The 16644-nt window shown below is 73.1% G+C and carries 10 protein-coding genes and 1 pseudogene; 9 read left to right on the top strand and 2 right to left on the bottom strand.

The features are described from left to right. The first annotated feature begins 16 nt into the window (after window positions 1–16). Window positions 17–880, top strand: coding sequence for a diaminopimelate epimerase (gene dapF, locus CLV40_RS01770; RefSeq protein ID WP_104476183.1), 864 nt, complete (start codon window positions 17–19; stop codon window positions 878–880). Window positions 881–1156: 276 nt separating this feature from the next. Beyond that, a pseudogene (locus CLV40_RS01765) lies at window positions 1157–1627 on the top strand (transposase family protein); the annotation flags it as partial. A 418-nt stretch (window positions 1628–2045) separates the two neighbouring features. Here the strand turns inward: CLV40_RS01765 and CLV40_RS01760 are convergent. Continuing rightward, entirely contained in the window at window positions 2046–2396 is a 351-nt protein-coding gene (locus CLV40_RS01760) for a DUF5997 family protein (protein ID WP_219823899.1), read from the bottom strand. A gap of 81 nt (window positions 2397–2477) precedes the next feature. On the opposite strand from CLV40_RS01760, the gene CLV40_RS01755 reads away from it, so the two are divergent. The 7 genes from CLV40_RS01755 (at window position 2478) to CLV40_RS01725 (ending at window position 13992) form a co-directional block, all read left to right on the top strand. Beyond that, window positions 2478–3197: a LysR family transcriptional regulator substrate-binding protein gene (locus CLV40_RS01755; protein WP_104476179.1), complete on the top strand. Its 720-nt coding sequence runs from the start codon at window positions 2478–2480 to the stop codon at window positions 3195–3197. 34 nt (window positions 3198–3231) lie between these two features. Continuing rightward, complete coding sequence (locus CLV40_RS01750) at window positions 3232–3855, top strand: vWA domain-containing protein (RefSeq protein WP_104476177.1); 624 nt, start codon at window positions 3232–3234, stop codon at window positions 3853–3855. A 275-nt stretch (window positions 3856–4130) separates the two neighbouring features. Then, window positions 4131–5693: a fibronectin type III domain-containing protein gene (locus tag CLV40_RS01745; protein ID WP_104476763.1), complete on the top strand. Its 1563-nt coding sequence runs from the start codon at window positions 4131–4133 to the stop codon at window positions 5691–5693. Between the two features lie 229 nt (window positions 5694–5922). After that, entirely contained in the window at window positions 5923–7113 is a 1191-nt protein-coding gene (locus tag CLV40_RS01740; protein WP_104476175.1) for a TIGR02679 family protein, read from the top strand. A gap of 113 nt (window positions 7114–7226) precedes the next feature. Continuing rightward, complete coding sequence (locus CLV40_RS01735) at window positions 7227–8735, top strand: TIGR02677 family protein (RefSeq protein ID WP_104476761.1); 1509 nt, start codon at window positions 7227–7229, stop codon at window positions 8733–8735. After that, a complete protein-coding gene (locus CLV40_RS01730; RefSeq protein WP_104476174.1) occupies window positions 8732–9991 on the top strand; it encodes a TIGR02678 family protein in 1260 nt (419 codons plus the stop codon). Before CLV40_RS01735 ends, CLV40_RS01730 begins: the two co-directional genes overlap by 4 nt. Beyond that, window positions 9988–13992: a TIGR02680 family protein gene (locus tag CLV40_RS01725; protein ID WP_104476172.1), complete on the top strand. Its 4005-nt coding sequence runs from the start codon at window positions 9988–9990 to the stop codon at window positions 13990–13992. The genes CLV40_RS01730 and CLV40_RS01725 overlap by 4 nt, the downstream gene beginning before the upstream one ends. On the opposite strand, the gene CLV40_RS01720 is transcribed toward CLV40_RS01725, so the two are convergent. Then, window positions 13989–16418 carry a hypothetical protein gene (locus tag CLV40_RS01720; RefSeq protein ID WP_104476170.1) on the bottom strand — a complete coding sequence of 810 codons (2430 nt, stop codon included), beginning with the start codon at window positions 16416–16418 and terminating at the stop codon, window positions 13989–13991. The two genes, CLV40_RS01725 and CLV40_RS01720, sit on opposite strands and share 4 nt — an antisense overlap. Between the last annotated feature and the right edge of the window lie 226 nt (window positions 16419–16644).

Here is a 16644-nt window from a genome sequence, read left to right as displayed (position 1 = left end):
AGGGAAAGGGCAAACGATGGACGTCGACCCGCGGGTGCTCGCCTCGGACCACGACCGCCTGCGCCGCCGAGCGGTGCGCGGTGTGGGGCTGGACGGGCTCGTGTTCGCGCTCATGCACGGCAACGGCAACGTCATCCTGGTCGTGGACACCGACCGCAGCGGACTTGAACGGTCCGATGTGGACAGTGTTTTGGCCAAGGAGATCTGCCAGACCTTCACCGCCATCCGCGTGGACGGCATCGCCTTCCTGTCGTTTGTAGACGCGGGCGTGAAGATGACCTACTTCGAGGGCGACGGCCTGCACTCGGTGATGTGCGGCAACGCCCTGCGCTGCCTGACCAGGTACTGCGTGGACCGCGGCTACCTACCCGCGGACCAGGACTTCGTCGCCACCGACGACGGCCCGAAATGGGTCTCCGCCGCGGGCGGCGAGGTCCGCGTAGCCCTCGGCGAAGGCCGCGAGTTCCAGCAGGTGGACGCCGACCGCTGGTTCGTCTTCAGCGCCCTACCCCACCTGGTGGTGGAGGTCCCCGACCTGGCCGCCGTAGACGTCAAACGCGAGGGCGCCACCCTGCGCTTCGACGAGAAACTGGCCGCCCACCTGGGCCACCAAGGCCTGCACGTGGACTTCGTCCAACGCCACGCCGACCACATCGCCATTCGCACATACGAACCGGGCACGGAGGACGAAACCCTCGCCTGCGGCACCGGCGTGGGCGGCGCCGCCTACGTGGCGAACACCGTCTGGCAACTCCCGTTCCCCATCCGGGTCCAGACCAGAGGCGGCGAGATGACCGTGGACCACCACGACCACGGCCTCCTGATCAGCGGCACCATCGCCTACCTGCTGACCGCCGACACCCCCCAACGCGCCGGCTGACCCCACTCGCCCCCACTCCCTCGCCCGGGACATCGTCCCGGGCGAGGGACAACCGAACACGACCGAAGACCGACAGCCGTCCACCGGAGGCTCCAGAACTCACGGCGGACGGCTCGGTCCCAAGTCGCGCGGCGCGCCCCCCCAACAAGCCCAGTTCGCTCGTCGACCACATGTCCTACCAGCCAGAACGCCACCGGAGCCCGACTCGCGCCAACCCCGCACACTGTTCCCGCCAACCCCGCTCAGACCACACACGGCCCCCAACCCACCTCGGGGGTCGGCCAGGTCGCGATCGTGGACGGCACCCGGGTGCCCACCCGCGACCACCGCCTCGCCGCGAGGTCGAAGAACCACCGCTACTCGACCAACCCGCAGGTCGCCATCGACGCCGACACCCGCCTGGTGATCGCCACCGGCGAGCCGAAGCCGGGCAACCGCAACGACTGCACCGTCTATCGCGACTCCGGCATCGCCGACGTGCTCGACGGCCGCCCCGTCATGGCCGACGGCGGCTACCAGGGCAACCCCGAAGTGATCGGGCCCTACCGCAAACCCCGCGACAGCGGCGAACTCGCCGACTGGCAGGAAGACCTCAACACCGTCCACCGCTCGATCCGGGCCCGCGCCGAACACGCCCTGGCCCGCATGAAGAACTGGACCATCCTGCGCGACTACCGCCGCGCAGCCCACACCCTGCGCGACACCGCCTCAGACATCGCCCACCTCCACAACCTCACCCTCACCGGCTGGCCAAGAATTACCCGAGCCGCCAACCATAAGATCAGTTACGTGACATCCCTTAGTGGGGGAGCAAGGTCTTTCGGCGGTGACCGAAGAAGCTGTGGACAGGTCGGCGCCATGTGGACAACCCCGCCGATCGCATTGTTCAACAATTGAGCAATTTGTCCGCGATGGCGCGATCTACCGACCAATCGAGATGGCATCGCCCCAGAGCGAGATGGGCGTCGCACAGATCGGGGCCGTAGTAACCGACTCGTGGCCGACCAGACGCCACGCTCGGTGGGGGCGAAGTTGCGAGACGCCGACCAAACCGGACTTTCACCACCGCGACCACGGGCTCATCAACAAGCCACAGCCCGCCCCGCTCAGACCGGTCCCCAGCGACCACTCGAGCCGCTTGACCACGCAGCCGGCGAGCCCGACCTCAGTCCGGCTTGCGGGCCCCGCGCAAGCGGGTCTCCTCCTTGCGGACCTCCACCTGCAACGCCCGCTCCCGCTGCAACCAATCCGGGTTCTCCGTCTTGATCGCCTCGATCTGCTCCGTCGTCAACGCCTCCGTCACCCCGGCCCGCGTCAGCCCACCGATCGACACGCGCAGTTTCGCGGCCACCACCTGCCGCGGGTGGGGGCCGTCGCGGCGGAGGTCGCGGAGCCAGGTGGGCGGGTCGGTCTGCAGGGCGTTCAGCTCGTCCCGGGAGACCACGCCGTCGCGGAACTCCGCCGGGGTGGCCTCCAGGTACACGCCGAGTTTCTTGGCCGCGGTGGCGGGCTTCATCGTCTGGCTGCTCTTGCGCGGCGAGGTCATGCGGGCGAGGGTACCGGGCGGCCATCCGCTCACGCCCAGTAACCTGGGTCCGTGACCAGCCCGGACGCGCCCGCCCCCTTCCGACTCGGGTACGTCCCGGGTGTGACGCCAGCCAAGTGGGTGACCGGCTGGACCGAGCGCTTCCCCGCCGCCCCGCTGGACCTGACGCAGGTGGCGGCGGCCGACGCGGCCGGGCTGGTGCGCGACGGGCGGGTCGACGCCGTCCTGTTGCGACTGCCGACCGACCGCGACGGGCTGCACGCCATCCCGCTGTACACCGAGGTCACGGTCGTGGTCGTGCCCAAGGGCCACCTGTTCGCCGACGCCGACGAACTGTCCACCTCGGACCTGGTCGACGAGGTCCTCCTGCACCCCCACGACGACACCCTCGGCTGGGAGCGTCCCCCGGGCCAAGCGGCGCTGCACCGTCCGGATACGACCGGTGACGCCATCGAGCTCGTCGCCGCCGGCGTCGGCCTGCTCGTCGTCCCCCAGTCCCTGGCCCGCCTGCACCACCGCCGCGACCTCACCTACCGCCCGCTCACCGACGCCCCCCAGTCGACCGTCGCCCTGTCCTGGCTGGAGGACGGCACCACCGACCCCATCGACGACTTCATCGGCATCGTCCGCGGCCGCACCCCCAACAGCACCCGCGGCCGCACCCCGGCGAAACCGCAGACGACAACACCGAGAACGAAGCCGCAACCGAAACCCACGAGTCGCGGAAAGACCGCCGCCGCCAAGCCCGGAAAACGCCGTCGCCGAGGGTGACACCGCTATCCTCGGCGCCATGGGGAGATCTGGGGTGAAACTCCGACGCTGGGCGCCGCTGCTCGCGGTACTCATCATCAGCGCGGCCGCCCAACCGTGGCTGCAGCGCCCGGACAGCCGGACGGCGTTCGTCGTCGACACCTCGGTGAGCAACATCAGCGCCGACTTCGTCGGGGTGGCCGACGCCGTCAGCGCGGCGGCGCGGAACGCTGGCGAGGAGGAGTACCTCTCCCTGCGCGGCTTCAGCGGCCCGTGCGACGGCGCGAACACCTCGCTCATGGTCAACGGCGACAGCCCCGAGTTCCTCGCCGAGCAGTTGCGGAACCTGGCCCCGGGCGGCGCCGCGACGCTGGAGAGCGGGCTGCTGGCCGCCATCGACGACTTCGACAGCTGGTTCCCGCTGCCGGGCAGCGAGCGGAACCGGATCGTGCTCGTCACCACCCGCGGCGTCGACCGCTGCCGGACCGACCAATCCGCCGTGCACCGCGCCGTCGCGGACAAGGCGCGGGATTCGGGCGTTTCCCTCGACTTCCGCATCATCGGCTACCACGTTCCCACCGATGAACAACAGGCGTTGACCGACCTCGCCGCCGCGCTCGGCGCGCCCGCGCCGCGATTCACCGGAACACCAACGGAATTGGCCGACGCGCTCCGGTAGACCGCCGCGTCGACCCGTTCGTCAAGTGTCTCGACGGTGCTGTTTGTTGCCATGTTCCCAGTGCGGACAACGTCTGGTGGGCTATTGACACCCCGGCGGGGGTGCACTTCAATCCGCTTATGGTCTGGACCAATTCCGCGCTGTGTCCCCGGCGGGCGACCGGTCCGGGCCGCACCCTGCCGTCCCCCTGATCCGCACCGGGAGTCCATGTGCGTACCCGACATCGCTTGCTCGCCAGTCTGAGCGCCGCCGCGCTGGCCACCGCGGGGGTGGTGATGGCGGCGGGCACGGCCGAGGCGGCCAACCTGCTCACCAACCCCGACTTCGAGACCGGCACCCTCTCCGGCTGGAACTGCGCGGCCGGCTCCGGGTCCATCGTGTCCACCCCGGTGCACGGCGGCTCGAACGCGCTGGCCGGTGCCGCGTCCGGCAGCAACATCGCCCGCTGCGCGCAGACCGTCGCGGTCCAGCCCAGCACCGCGTACACCTTCTCCGGGTGGTTGCGCGGCAACTTCGTGTACCTCGGCGTCAACGGCGGCACGTCCACCTGGACGTCGTCGGCGGGCAACTACACCCGGGTGTCCATCAGCTTCACCACCGCGGCGAGCCAGAACTCCGCCGAGGTGTACGTGCAGGGCTGGTACGGCCAGGGCACCTACTACGCCGACGACCTCAGCCTCGACGGCCCCGGCGGCGGTCCCGGCGGCGACACCCAGGCTCCCACCACCCCGGGGAACGTGCGCTCCACCGGCGCCACCGCGAACAGCGTGTCGCTGTCCTGGGACGCCTCGACCGACAACGTCGGCGTGACCGGCTACGACGTGATCCGCGAGGGCGGCGCCACCACCTCGGTGACCGGCACCAGCGCGACCGTCACCGGCCTGTCCGCGAGCACGCAGTACCGCTTCACCGTGCGCGCCAAGGACAAGGCGGGCAACCTGTCCCCCGCGTCCGCGCCGGTCACGGCGACCACCACCGAGGGTGGCGGTGGCCCCGGCCCCGGCCGGTTCATCCAGGCCGCGCCGTACCTCTACCTGGGCTGGGGCAACCCGCCCGCGCCCGCGGACGTCATCCGCGCCACGGGCGTCAAGTGGTTCACCATGGCGTTCATCCTGGCGCAGAACGGCTGCAACCCCGCGTGGGACAGCCAGCGACCGCTGCTCGGCGGCACCGACGAGTCCGCGATCAAGGCCATCCGCGCGGCGGGCGGTGACGTCGTCCCGTCGATCGGCGGCTGGAGCGGCAACAAGCTCGGCCCGAACTGCTCGACGGCGGAGGCGCTGGCGGGGGCGTACCAGAAGGTCATCACCGCCTACGGCCTCAAGGCGATCGACGTCGACATCGAGAACACCGACGAGTTCGAGAGCGCCGCGGTGCAGGACCGGATCCTGACCGCGCTGAAGATCGTCAAGCAGAACAACCCGGGTCTGCGCACGATCCTGACCTTCCCGACGCTCAACACCGGCCCGAACTCGTGGGGCAACCGGCTGATCGAGCAGTCGAAGGTGCTCAACGCCGACATCGACAACTTCACCATCATGCCGTTCAACTTCGGCGGCGGCGCCGACATGTACGGCAACACGGTGAAGTCGACCAACGGCCTGAAGGACAAGGTGAAGTCGGTCTTCGGCCTCACCGACGCCGAGGCCTACGCCAAGGTCGGCATCTCCGGCATGAACAACATGAGCGACTCGAACGAGAACACCACCACCGCGATCTGGACCCAGATCCGTGACTGGTCCAACGCCAACCACATCGGCCGCCTGTCCTTCTGGGCCGTCAACCGGGACCGTCCCAACTGGGACTTCACCCGCATCACCGTCGGCTTCACCGGCTGACAAACGCACTGAGCGAACAGATCCGACCGGAAACCGGGCGCGGCCACCATGTCCGCGCCCGGTTTTCCTTTCTCCGCCACCACACCCTCGCCACGCCGAGCGAACAGAACCGCCCGGCAACCGGGCACGGACAGGCGACCCCGGCCGGGCACGGTCAGCACGCTGTTCCCAGTCTTCTCTCCCCCTTGCTAGGTTGGGTTCCCCAGTCCCCCACGGCGCGAGATCGGCGATGGTGAACAGCGAACTCCCCCGGGACCTCGTCCCCGTCTGGGAATCCGTCCACCACCGCCTGTCCTCCGGACGTGCCGTGGCGCGGATCCGGCTGGGTCCGCTGAGTCCCGCTCAGCAATCCGCCCTGGCCGACCTCCTCGGCGCCGACCGCCTCCCCGGCCCCACCCCGTCGGTCCCGCTCAACGACCTCGACACCGCCATCCGCGCCGCCACCGGCCGCACCACCAGCGAGTTCGTCACCGACCTCCTCGGCCCGCTCGCCAACCGCGCCCAACGCCGCGACGACGTCGCCGACCTCTGGGCCTGGCTGGCCGCGCACCCCGTCGTGACCGCCCAACCCGCCCTCCACGACTGGACGCGCGCCGTCCGCCAAGCCGGGCTGGTCAACGGCTCCATCGCACAAACCCGCACACGCCTCGACGCCGTCCTGCGCGTGCTGGACCACCTCCCCGCCCCAGGCACCCCGCTCCCCGCCCTCGCCGACGAACTCCTGCACGACCCCCACGCCCTCGACGACGGCACCGCGCACTCGACCCTCGTCCTCCGCGCCCTCGCCGCCATCCACACCGTCGACCCACCGAACGACGCCCAAGCGCGCCGCGACCTCTGGGCCAAGGCAGGCGTCGCCGACGACGAACTGTCCTCCACCGTCCTCGCCGCCGGACTCCGCCCCACCGACGAGCACCTGACCGCCACCCTCCTGCGCGCCTGCGCCGACGCCGGTCAAGCCGCCTGCCTCACCCTCGGCCACCTCCGCGCCGCCGCGGACCTCAACGGCCCACCACGAACCGTCTGCACAGTGGAGAACCCCACCGTCCTCGCCCTGGCCCTGACCCGCTTCGGCCGCGACTGCCCGCCGATCGTCTGCGTCTCCGGCTGGCCCAACGGCGCCGCGATCCGACTGCTGCGCCTCCTCGCCGACGCCGGCCACACCCTGCGCTACCACGGCGACTTCGACGGCGAGGGCCTCCGCATCGCCGCGCACGTCATGGCCCGGACCGGCGCGGTCCCCTGGCGGATGACCACCGCCGACTACCTCGCCGCCGTCGGCCCCACCGGCCCCCCGGTCGGACGGGTCACCGACGCGCCCTGGGACCCCGGTCTCGCCGCCGCGCTCACCGCGCGCGGTGTCGCGGTGCCGGAGGAACGGGTGGCGACCGTCCTACTTGACGAGATCGACGCCGGTTGACGAAACACCCGGGGCCCGCGCGGAGATGAACAGCGCGGTCAGGTCCGAACGGAGGTCGCGTGGAGCACCACCCCGCACGTGGGGCGTCCGAGCGGGTGCGGGTCCCGCCCGAGATGTTCCGGTTCACCACGGGCGAGTCGGCGGAGTTCCACACCGCGGTGCTCACCGTGTTCGCCGACGCCACCGAGCGGATGGAGACCGCGCTCGGCCTCGACGACGTGCTCGGTGGGCTGCGGTCCGTCGGCTGGTTGGGCGAGCCGACGGAGGACGCGCTGGCCGCCGCGCTGGACCAGCTGCGCGCGTGGCAGCTCGTGGACGTGGTGCAGAACCACACCGAGAACTACCGCACGGCCCGCGAGTACGAGCGCCGCAACCTGCAGTACTCGCTGACCAAGCGCGGTGAGGCCGCCTTCGCGGGCGCGGTGCGCGCGATGGAGGTGCTCACCGCGACGGGCGCCCTGCAGACCGCCGTGCTCGACGCCATCGCCGACCGCCTCGGCGAGCTGCACCGCCTGCTGACCGGCTCCCCCGGCACCGACCGCAAGGTGTTCACCGCGCTCACCGAGCTGGAGGGCCACCTCGACGCGCTGCGGTCGAACACCACCCGGTTCACCGCCGAGCTGCACCGGCTGCTGCGCGCGGAAGGCGCCGAGCTGGCCACGTTCCGGGAGGTCAAGGCCGCCACGGTGGCCTACCTGGAGGAGTTCCTGATCAACCTCGACCAGCGCGCGCACGCCATCCGCTCCGGCATCGACCTGGTCGAGGACCTCGGTCTCGGGTTGCTGCACCACCGCGCGCTGCACGGCGCCGAGCTGCCGCCGGTCAGCGACGGCGACCCCGGCCCGCCGTGGCTGGCGCACCGCAGGGCCCGCTGGGACGGCCTGCGGAACTGGTTCCACGGCCCGGACCCGAGGGTGAACCGGCTGCACCGGCAGGCGCGGCGGGCGATCGTGACGCTGCTGCAGGTGCTGGACCGGATCACCGAGTCGCGGCGCCGCGCCAGCAGCGCCGCCGCCGACTTCCGCGAGCTGGCCCGCTGGTTCGCGCACGCCCCCACCGAGGACGACCTGCACCGGCTGTGGTCGACGGCGTTCGGCCTGTCCTCGGCCCGGCACGCGCACCTGCTCCACCCCGACCCGGACCTGCACGCGAGCACCGCCGCTTGGCGCGGCAGCGACCCGGTCCCGGTGTCGGCGCTGCTGCGCTCGTCGGGGCGGGCCGAGCGGTTCACCCGCACCGGCCGGGTCCGCGACGTCGCCGAGATCCGCGCCGAGCGGGCCCGGGAGGCGCTGCGGCAGGAGCTGGAGGTGCAGGCGGCGTGGGACATGCTCGACACCGGTGGCCCGGTGTGGCTGTCGCGGATCGGCGAGCTGCCGTACGACGTGTTCACCCGCTTCCTCGACCTGCTCGGCCGCGCGCTGTCGACCGCGCCGGACAGCTCCGGTGCCCGGCGCGCGGTGACCGCCGACGGCCGCGTCGAGATCGTCCTGCGGCCACCCGCCACGGACGCGACCGCGCGGCTGCGCACCCCGCACGGGGTGTTCTCCGGTCCGGACTACAACGTCGAGATCACCGCCGTGGAGGCCGGTGGCGGTCGTCGGCAGCGGCGGCGGGCGCGGTGAGCACGCTGGGCAACCTGGCCGCGGCCAGGGAACGCGAGGAGATCGCCCGCGCGATCCGGCTGCTGCTGGCCACGCCGCTGGTCACCGAGCGGGCCGACCCGGAGGGCTTCGACGTGGTGCGGCGCAGGCACCGGATGGTCGCCGAGTGGTTCGAGCGCTACTGCGGCTGGTCGCTGCTGGTCGAGCCGCGGCTGGGGTACGCGCGGCTGGCGAAGGTCGGCACCCGGGCCGACCCGACGCGGCCCGCGCGCCGCGACCGGTCGGGGCGCGCGGCGTTCGACCGGCGCCGCTACAGCCTGTTCTGCGTGATCGCCGCGGAGCTGCTGGCGGTGCCGCTGACCACGATCGGCCTGCTCGCCGACCGGGTCGTGCACGCCACCGCCGCCGAGCCGGACCTGCCCCGGTTCGACACCGCGGCCCGCGCGGAGCGGCGCGCCTTCGCCGACGCGCTGACGCTGCTGGAGCGGCTGGGCGCGGTGGAGGTGCTGGACGGGGCGACCGAGGCGTTCGTGGACTCGACCGAGGCGAAGGTGCTCTACCGGGTGGACGCGGCGCTGCTGATGCGGCTGCTGGCCGCGCCGGTCGGCCCGTCGCGCGTGGCGACCGGGGAGTCCGCCGACCCGGGGCGCGCGGCGGCGAACCGGATCGCGTCCCGGTTCCCCGAGCTGCTGGCGGAGATCTCCCGGGAACGCCGCTACGGCACCGAGTCCGAGACCACCACCGACGCGCGGCGCAACCTGTGGCACCGGCACTCGGTGTTCCGGCGGCTGGTCGACGACCCGGTGGTCCACCTCGCCGACCTGACCGATGAGCAGCGCGCCTACCTGGCCTCGCCGACCGGCCGCAGGCTGCTGCGGGAGGCCGCCGAGCAGGGCGGGTTCGCGCTGGAGGAGCGCGCGGACGGGATCATGTTCGTGGACCCGGACGGCATCGCCACCGACACCCGCTTCCCCGACGACTCCGGCACGGCGAAGGTGGCGGCGCTGCTGCTGCTCGACGCGATCACGGCCGCCGACACCGCGGGCACGACAACGGAGGAACGATTGGCGACCACGGCGGCGGAGGTCCTGCGCGCGCATCCGAACTGGGCCAAGGCGTACCAGGGCGAGGACGGCCCGGCCGCGCTGGTGCGGGAGGCGCTGGCCGTGCTGGTGTCCTTCGACCTCGTCACCCACCACGGCGGCGTGGTGACCGCGCGGCCCGCCGGGTACCGCTACGCCCTCTCCGGCACCAGGACCAGCGAGGACCGGACGTGACCGTGACCGAACTGCCCACGGCCGTCGCCTGGCCGGACGAGTCCGACGAGACGCGCTGGCACCCGGTGCGCGCGGGCATCCTCAACGTCTGGCGCTACTACGACGAGGTGTTCGAGTTCCACCGGGGCAGGCTGCTGCTGCGCGGCCCGAACGGCACGGGCAAGTCGAAGGCGCTGGAGCTGCTGCTGCCGTTCCTGTTCGACGCGAACCTGCGGGCCAACCGGCTGTCCACGTTCGGCACCAGCGAGCGCACCATGCACTGGAACCTGATGGGCGAGGGCGCCCGGGGCACCACGCGCGTGGGCTACGTGTGGCTGGAGTTCGGCCGCGACGGCGCGTGGTTCACCTGCGGCGCCCGGTTGCAGGCGAGCAAGCACACCACCCAGGTGCACGCCGACTACTTCACCACCGACCGCCGCGTCGGGACCGACCTGGACCTGACCACGTCGTCCGGCCAGCCGCTGACCCGGCAGGCGCTGACCGGGGCACTGGGCGAGCGCGGCACCCTGCACGGCAACGCGGGCGACTACCGGGCGGCGGTGCGGGCGGCGCTGTTCGGCGGGATCAGCGCGCAGCGGTACGACTCGCTGATCACCGCCCTGCTGCAGCTGCGCATGCCCAAGCTGTCGCAACACCTGGACCCGGGCATGCTCTCCAAGCTGCTCTCCGCCGCCCTACCACCCCTGGGCGAGTCCGAGATCTCGGAGCTGGCCGAGGGCTTCGAACGGCTCGACCGCCAGCGCGAGCAGCTGGTGCGGCTCGACGAGCAGGTCACTGCGGCAGGCGAACTCGCTGCCCGGCAACGGACCTACGCCCGGCGGGTGCTGCGCGCCGCCGCCGCCGACTTGGTCGCGGCCACCGCCGAGGTGGACCGGCTGAGCAGGCAGGCGAGCGCGTCGGAGGAGGCGTACGCGCGGATCGAGGCAGCGCGGGCCGCGGCGGAGTCCGAGGTGGAGCTGCTGTCGGAACGGGTCCTGACCGCCGACGGCGCGATCGACGGGATCCGGGACAGCCAGGAGTACAAGCGGGGCCGCGAACTCGACCAGCTCCGCGACCGGGTCGACGGGGCGGCGCGGCAGGCGGCGCGCGAGCGCCAGGTCGCCGAGCGGGCGCGGCGGTCGGCCGAACTCGACGCGGACGCGGCGGAGCGGGCACGTCAAGGGGCGGGCGCGCAGCGGGCCGAGGCGGACCGGTTGCTGGTCGAGGCGCGGCAGGCGGCGGCGCGCGCGTCGATGTCCGGTACGCACGCGGAGCTGGCCGACGCGCTGGACCGAAAGCCGAAGCCGCTGCTGCGGGCGGCGGTGAAGAACCGGTTCGCGCGGATCGACGCCGTGCGAGCGGCGCTGGCCGGGCACGGCCGCGCGGTGGACCGGCGGCTGATGCACGAGCGGCAGCTCGACGAGGCCCGCACGGCCCTGACCGGTGCGTCGCGGGTCGAGCGGGAGCGCCGCGACGAGCACGGCGAACAGGCCGCGGTGTTGGCGGAGCGGTTGGTGGGGTGGGCGCGGGACTGCCGGGAGCTGCGGTTCGCCGACCCGGAGCAGCTGGCCGACGCGGTCGAGTCGGAGTCGGCGGTGCTGCGGCTGGTCATCGAGGCCGCGGCCGCGGTGTCCCGGGAGATCACGCGGGCCGCCGCGGTGGCGGAGTCCGAACGCGACACCCTCTTGTCCACAAAGGACGAACTGGCGGCGGAGGTCGAGCGGCTGGCGCGGGAACGGGACCTACCGCCCGCGCCCCCGTCGACCCGGACCGCCGACCGGGCGGGGCGCGTGGGCGCGCCGCTGTGGCGGCTGGTGCGCTTCGCCGACGACACCGATCCGGCGACGCACGGCCCGATCGAGGCGGCGTTGCAGGCAGCCGGTCTGCTCGACGCCTGGGTCGGCGCGGACGGCGAGGTCGAGGGGCACGACACGTTCGCCGAACCGTCGTCGCTGCCGCCCGCGCCCGGGCGCTCGCTGGCGGACGTGCTGGTCCCGGAGTCCGACGGCGCGGTGCCCGCCGAGGCGGTGCGGCGGTTGCTGGAGGTCATCGCGCTCGACGCGGTGCACATCGCGGCGATTTCGTCCGGCGGCGCCTGGCGACTGGGGCCGTTGACGGGCAGCTGGCACAAGCCGCGGGCCGAGCACATCGGCGCGCACGCCAGGGAGCTGGCCAGGCAGCGGCGAATCGCGGAGTTGACCGCCGAACTCGCGGAGGTGGACGCCGAACTCGTCGCCACCGCGTCTCGTCTGTCCGAATTGGACACCAGAACGGCGGTGCTGGACGCCGAGCGCGAGGCGCGCCCGGCGCACGACGCGGTCGACGAGTGCGCGCGGCGACTGCGCCAGGCCGAATCCCTGACCCGGGCGCGCGACGACGCGGTGGCGCGGGCGGTCGTGGCGACGCGGGACGCCGAGGGCGAGGTGGCGGAGGCGTTGCGGCACCTCGCCGCGCTGGCCGCCGAACACGGCCTGCCGACCGAAGGGGACGCGCTGGGTCGCGTCGCGGAGCTGGTGGAGCGGTTCCGCGACCTCGCCGAGGTGTGGGTGGACAACCACGACGCCGCACGGGTGCGTGAGACCACGGCCGCCGAACGCGCGGAGGTCGCGGAGCGCTCGGCGGCCGACGCGGCGGAGCGGGAGGGCGTCGCGGTCGAGGCCGAACAGGCGCACCAACGGCTCTCGGCCACGCACGAGGCGGCGCGGGAGTCGGTCGACGCGCCGTACCGGGAATTGCTGGACCGGTTGGCCCGACTGCGGGCGGACCGGGACGGGTGGCGCGTCGAGGAACGCGCCGCCACGACCCGGATCCAGGCGCTGGCGGGCGAACTCGGGGAACTGCGGCAGCGCAGGGCCGACGACTCGCGTGCGCGGGACGAGGCGGGCGCGGCCCGCACCGCGCGGGCCCAGCGGTTCCGGGAGCTGTGCGCGGGGACGTTCCCCGAGGACGCGGGCGCGCCGGTGGAGTTCCGGGAGGCGCTGGGCACGACCGCCGCCGTCCGCCCCGCCGTGGACGCCGCGCGGGGGTTGGCCGCGCACTGGCCGACGGTGCCGCACGAGCCGCGCAACGTGGCGAGTTCGCTGCACCAGCTGACCGAGACCCTGCACGCCTGCCGCGCCCGGCTGGGCGACCGCGCGGACCTGGAGGTGGAGACCGGGGACGAGGTGGCGGTGTTCACCGCGGTCGTCGACGGCGCCCGGATCGGCGCGGCGGAGCTGTCGGCGCTGCTGGAGCGGGAGGCGGTGAGCGCGCGGGAGAACATCACCGAGCACGAGCGCGACCTGTTCGACCGCACCCTGACCGGCGACACCCGACGGCACCTGGCCGACCGGATCCGGCAGGCGAACGACTTGGTGGACGCGATGAACGCGCGGCTCGAACTCGTGCGCACCGCGTCGAACGTGGCCGTGCGACTGGTCTGGGACGTGGCCACCGACCAGCCACCGGGCACCCGCGCCGCGCGGGACCTGCTGCTGAAGAACCCGGTTTCACTGTCCGACGAGGACCGGGAGGCACTGCACAGGTTCTTCCGGGAGCAGGTGGAGCTGGCCCGGCGCAACGACAGCGCGGCGAGCTGGGAGCAGCAGCTGGCGGAGGTGTTCGACTACACCCGCTGGCACCAGTTCGTGGTCAAGCTCGACCGGGCCAACGGCGCGGGCTGGCAGGTGCTGACCAAGCGCCTGCACGGCGCCCTCTCCGGTGGGGAGAAGGCGATCGCGCTGCACCTGCCGCTGTTCGCCGCCGTCGCCGCCCACTACCAGGCGGTCCCCGAAGCGCCCCGGGTGATCTTGTTGGACGAGGTGTTCGTCGGCGTGGACACGGTGAACCGCGGCCAGGTCTTCGGCCTCTTGGCCGCCCTGGACCTGGACCTCGTCCTCACCTCGGACCACGAGTGGTGCCAGTACCGCGAGTTGGACGGCATCGCCATCCACCAACTCATCACCGCCACCGACGGCGACGACGCGGTGACCACCGCCCGCTTCACCTGGGACGGCCACCAACGCACCGCGAGCCCGGACTAGCCCCCGTCCGGCTCGTCGAGCCACCCACGGCGCACCACCGCCGACGCGAACCCCTTGGCGTGCAGGGCCGCCGCGAGCCAGGCGAGGGGGAACGCGTCGTCGGTGTCGGTGATGACGCGCCCGAAGTGGTCCCGCCCGCGATCCCGCGCGGAGCCGACGAGGGCGTCGAGGAGCGCGGCGGTACCGGTGAGCCCGATCCGGCTGAGGGCGGCGATATCGCGCCCGGCCGAAGGCAACGCGACCACCGCCCGCCCACCCACCACGACACGGCACACCACGGCGGCCAGCAAACCGGCAGGCGTCGACGCGGCCCGCAACACGGGCGCGGCGGCAGGCACCGCGTCCTCGACGACCGCGAAGGTCCCGACCGGCCCGGCAGGCTCACCCGACCCGGCAGGCTCGACCGGCATGGCAGGCTCGACCGGCATGGCAGGCCTAACCGACTCAACAAGCTCGACCGGCATGGCACGCTCAGCCAACCCGCCAGAGTCAGCCGGCGCAGCAGGCTTGACCGACCCGACAAGATCCGCCGGCTCGGCAGGCGCAGGCAGCGCGACAAGCCCCACCCGCTCGGCGGGTTCGCCCGACCCGGCAGGCTCAACCGACCCAGCAGGCTCCGCCAGCGCAGCTAGTTCCGCCGACCCGGCAAGCTCCAACGGCGCGGCAAGCTCAGTCGACTCGGCAAGCTCCACCCGCTCGGCAGGTTCACCCGACCCAGCAGGCTCGACCGGCGTGGCAGGCTCAGCCAGCCCGCCAGACTCAGCCGGCGCAGCAAGCTCCACCGGCACGGCAAGCTCGACCGGCGCAGCATGGTCCACCAGGGCGGCAAGCTCAGCGAGCGCGGCAAGCTCCACCGGCTCTGCCAGCTCGGCGGGCGCAGCTGGCGCAGCAGGCTCCACCAAGGCGGCAAGCTCGGCGGGCGCGGCAGGCTCAGCCGACTGGGCAAGCTCGACCTGCGCGGCAAGCTCCACCGACTCCGCCGGCACGGCAGGCACAGCCGGTTCGGTCGGCAGGGCGGACTCGGCCCGCGTATCCGTCCCAACCGGTGTCGTGGGCAGGGTCGGCACCGATTCGGCAGGCGCGGCGGGTAGGTGGGATCGCTGGAGGCGGTCGAGGGTGAGGTCGATCGGGCCGGGGGTGGCGAGGTCGCCGAGGACGGCGAGGGCGGTGGCCGTCTCGGGTCGGTCGGGGACGAGGCGGGCGATGACCCGCAGTTCGAGTCCGGGGCGGTCGGCCAGCAGCCGCAGGTTGTCCCGGGCCCAGGTGGTGTCGCCAACCAGGTTGACCACGGTGGTGGGCAATTGGAGCCGGAGCGCGGCGGGGGTGGCGTCGAGGACCGTGCCGGTCAGGAAGAGGAGGTCGGCCCCGGAGGCGGGGTCGGCGGCGAAGGCCCTTTCCACCTGCTCGGCCAACGGCGTCGCCCAGAGCGCGTCCAGCGGTGGGTCGGTCCAGGCGGCGCCCTTCGCGGAGACCGCGCGGACCTTCTTGCCCGCGCCCAGTCTGCGGTCCGGGGAGGCGGTGGCGCCGGAGAGCAGGAGCCCGGACTTCCCGAGCGCGCGGTGGGTCAAGCCCGACTCGCCGATCGCGACCGGGCCCTCGGCGGCGATGGCGACCCGTTCGGGGCCGCCGGGCATCAGGGACAGGACCGTCCAGAGGGTGCCGTTGTCGTCGGCGAGGTAGGTGACGACGCCCGCGTACCCGGAGGAGGTGACGACCGCTTCCGTGCACAACCCGTACAGCCGCAGCGACCCGACCGGCCGGTACTCGCGTCGGGCGGTGCCGCGCAGGGTGGTGAGGTCACCGGTGCCGGTGCGGAGGTCGTGGCAGACCACCATGGCCTCCGCCAGGTCTTCGGCCAGGACCGCCCGGTCGAACTCCCCGGACCCGGCCCGCGCGTCGGCGAGCCCGGTGGCCACCCGCACCCCCGCGGCCGCCGCCCGGTGCAGCCCCACGACCCGCGCGGAGTGCACGGCCCGCAGCACCTCGCCACGCACCACGGCCCCGCTCCCGGTGGCGCCGACGCGCAACACCTCCGCACACGCCGCCCAGAGCGCACCCGCCGCCGCGACCTCGTCGGCCCGCGCGCTCTCGTCGACAGCCTCCGGTTCGGCGCCGACCTCGGCTTCCGGCTCCGGTCCACCGAGCGCGACGGGCGCGGTGGCGACAGCCAAGGCGCGGTGCAGACACTTGGGCGCCAGGAGACAACTGCAGGTCAGGTCGTCGGCGCCGGTGAGCGTTCCACCACGCAACACCCAGGTGACGGTGGTGTCCGCGTCGAGAACCGCCTGGGCCGTATCACCGTCCCGGGTGATCACCCACTCCTTGACCCGATCGAGCGCCGCGTCGACCCGCTTGCGCAACCGGGGCGGCAATTCGTCGAGGACGGCAGGCGGCACGTTCGGTGTGACCTGCGGGACCTGGCTCATCCTCATTCCCCTTCGCCGAGCGCGGGCCGGACCGCGGCCACCAGAGTCCGGCCCACCGCGCGCCTGCCCCGCCGGAGAGCACAGGTCACAGGCGGTACCGCCGCCTCAACCACCACGGCGCCCGCACCGCCAGGCAGGAGCCGGTCCGCCATCCCCCTGGACGCCAAGTTCATCCGCGCACCTTCCAACGAGCAGGCGCGGACGGCCGGACCACGGCCACCAGCAC

Origin of the sequence: Actinokineospora auranticolor, assembly GCF_002934265.1 — a bacterium.
Taxonomy (GTDB): Bacteria; Actinomycetota; Actinomycetes; order Mycobacteriales; family Pseudonocardiaceae; genus Actinokineospora; species Actinokineospora auranticolor.
This window is presented reverse-complemented; position numbering and strand designations above follow the sequence as displayed.

Coding starts and splice junctions, on each gene's coding strand:
- dapF (WP_104476183.1), top strand. CDS start 17: ATGGACGTCGACCCGCGGGTGCTCGCCTCGGACCACGACCGCCTGCGC.
- CLV40_RS01740 (WP_104476175.1), top strand. CDS start 5,923: ATGGTGAACAGCGAACTCCCCCGGGACCTCGTCCCCGTCTGGGAATCC.
- CLV40_RS01735 (WP_104476761.1), top strand. CDS start 7,227: ATGTTCCGGTTCACCACGGGCGAGTCGGCGGAGTTCCACACCGCGGTG.
- CLV40_RS01745 (WP_104476763.1), top strand. CDS start 4,131: ATGGCGGCGGGCACGGCCGAGGCGGCCAACCTGCTCACCAACCCCGAC.
- CLV40_RS01720 (WP_104476170.1), bottom strand. CDS start 16,418: ATGAGCCAGGTCCCGCAGGTCACACCGAACGTGCCGCCTGCCGTCCTC.
- CLV40_RS01760 (WP_219823899.1), bottom strand. CDS start 2,396: ATGAAGCCCGCCACCGCGGCCAAGAAACTCGGCGTGTACCTGGAGGCC.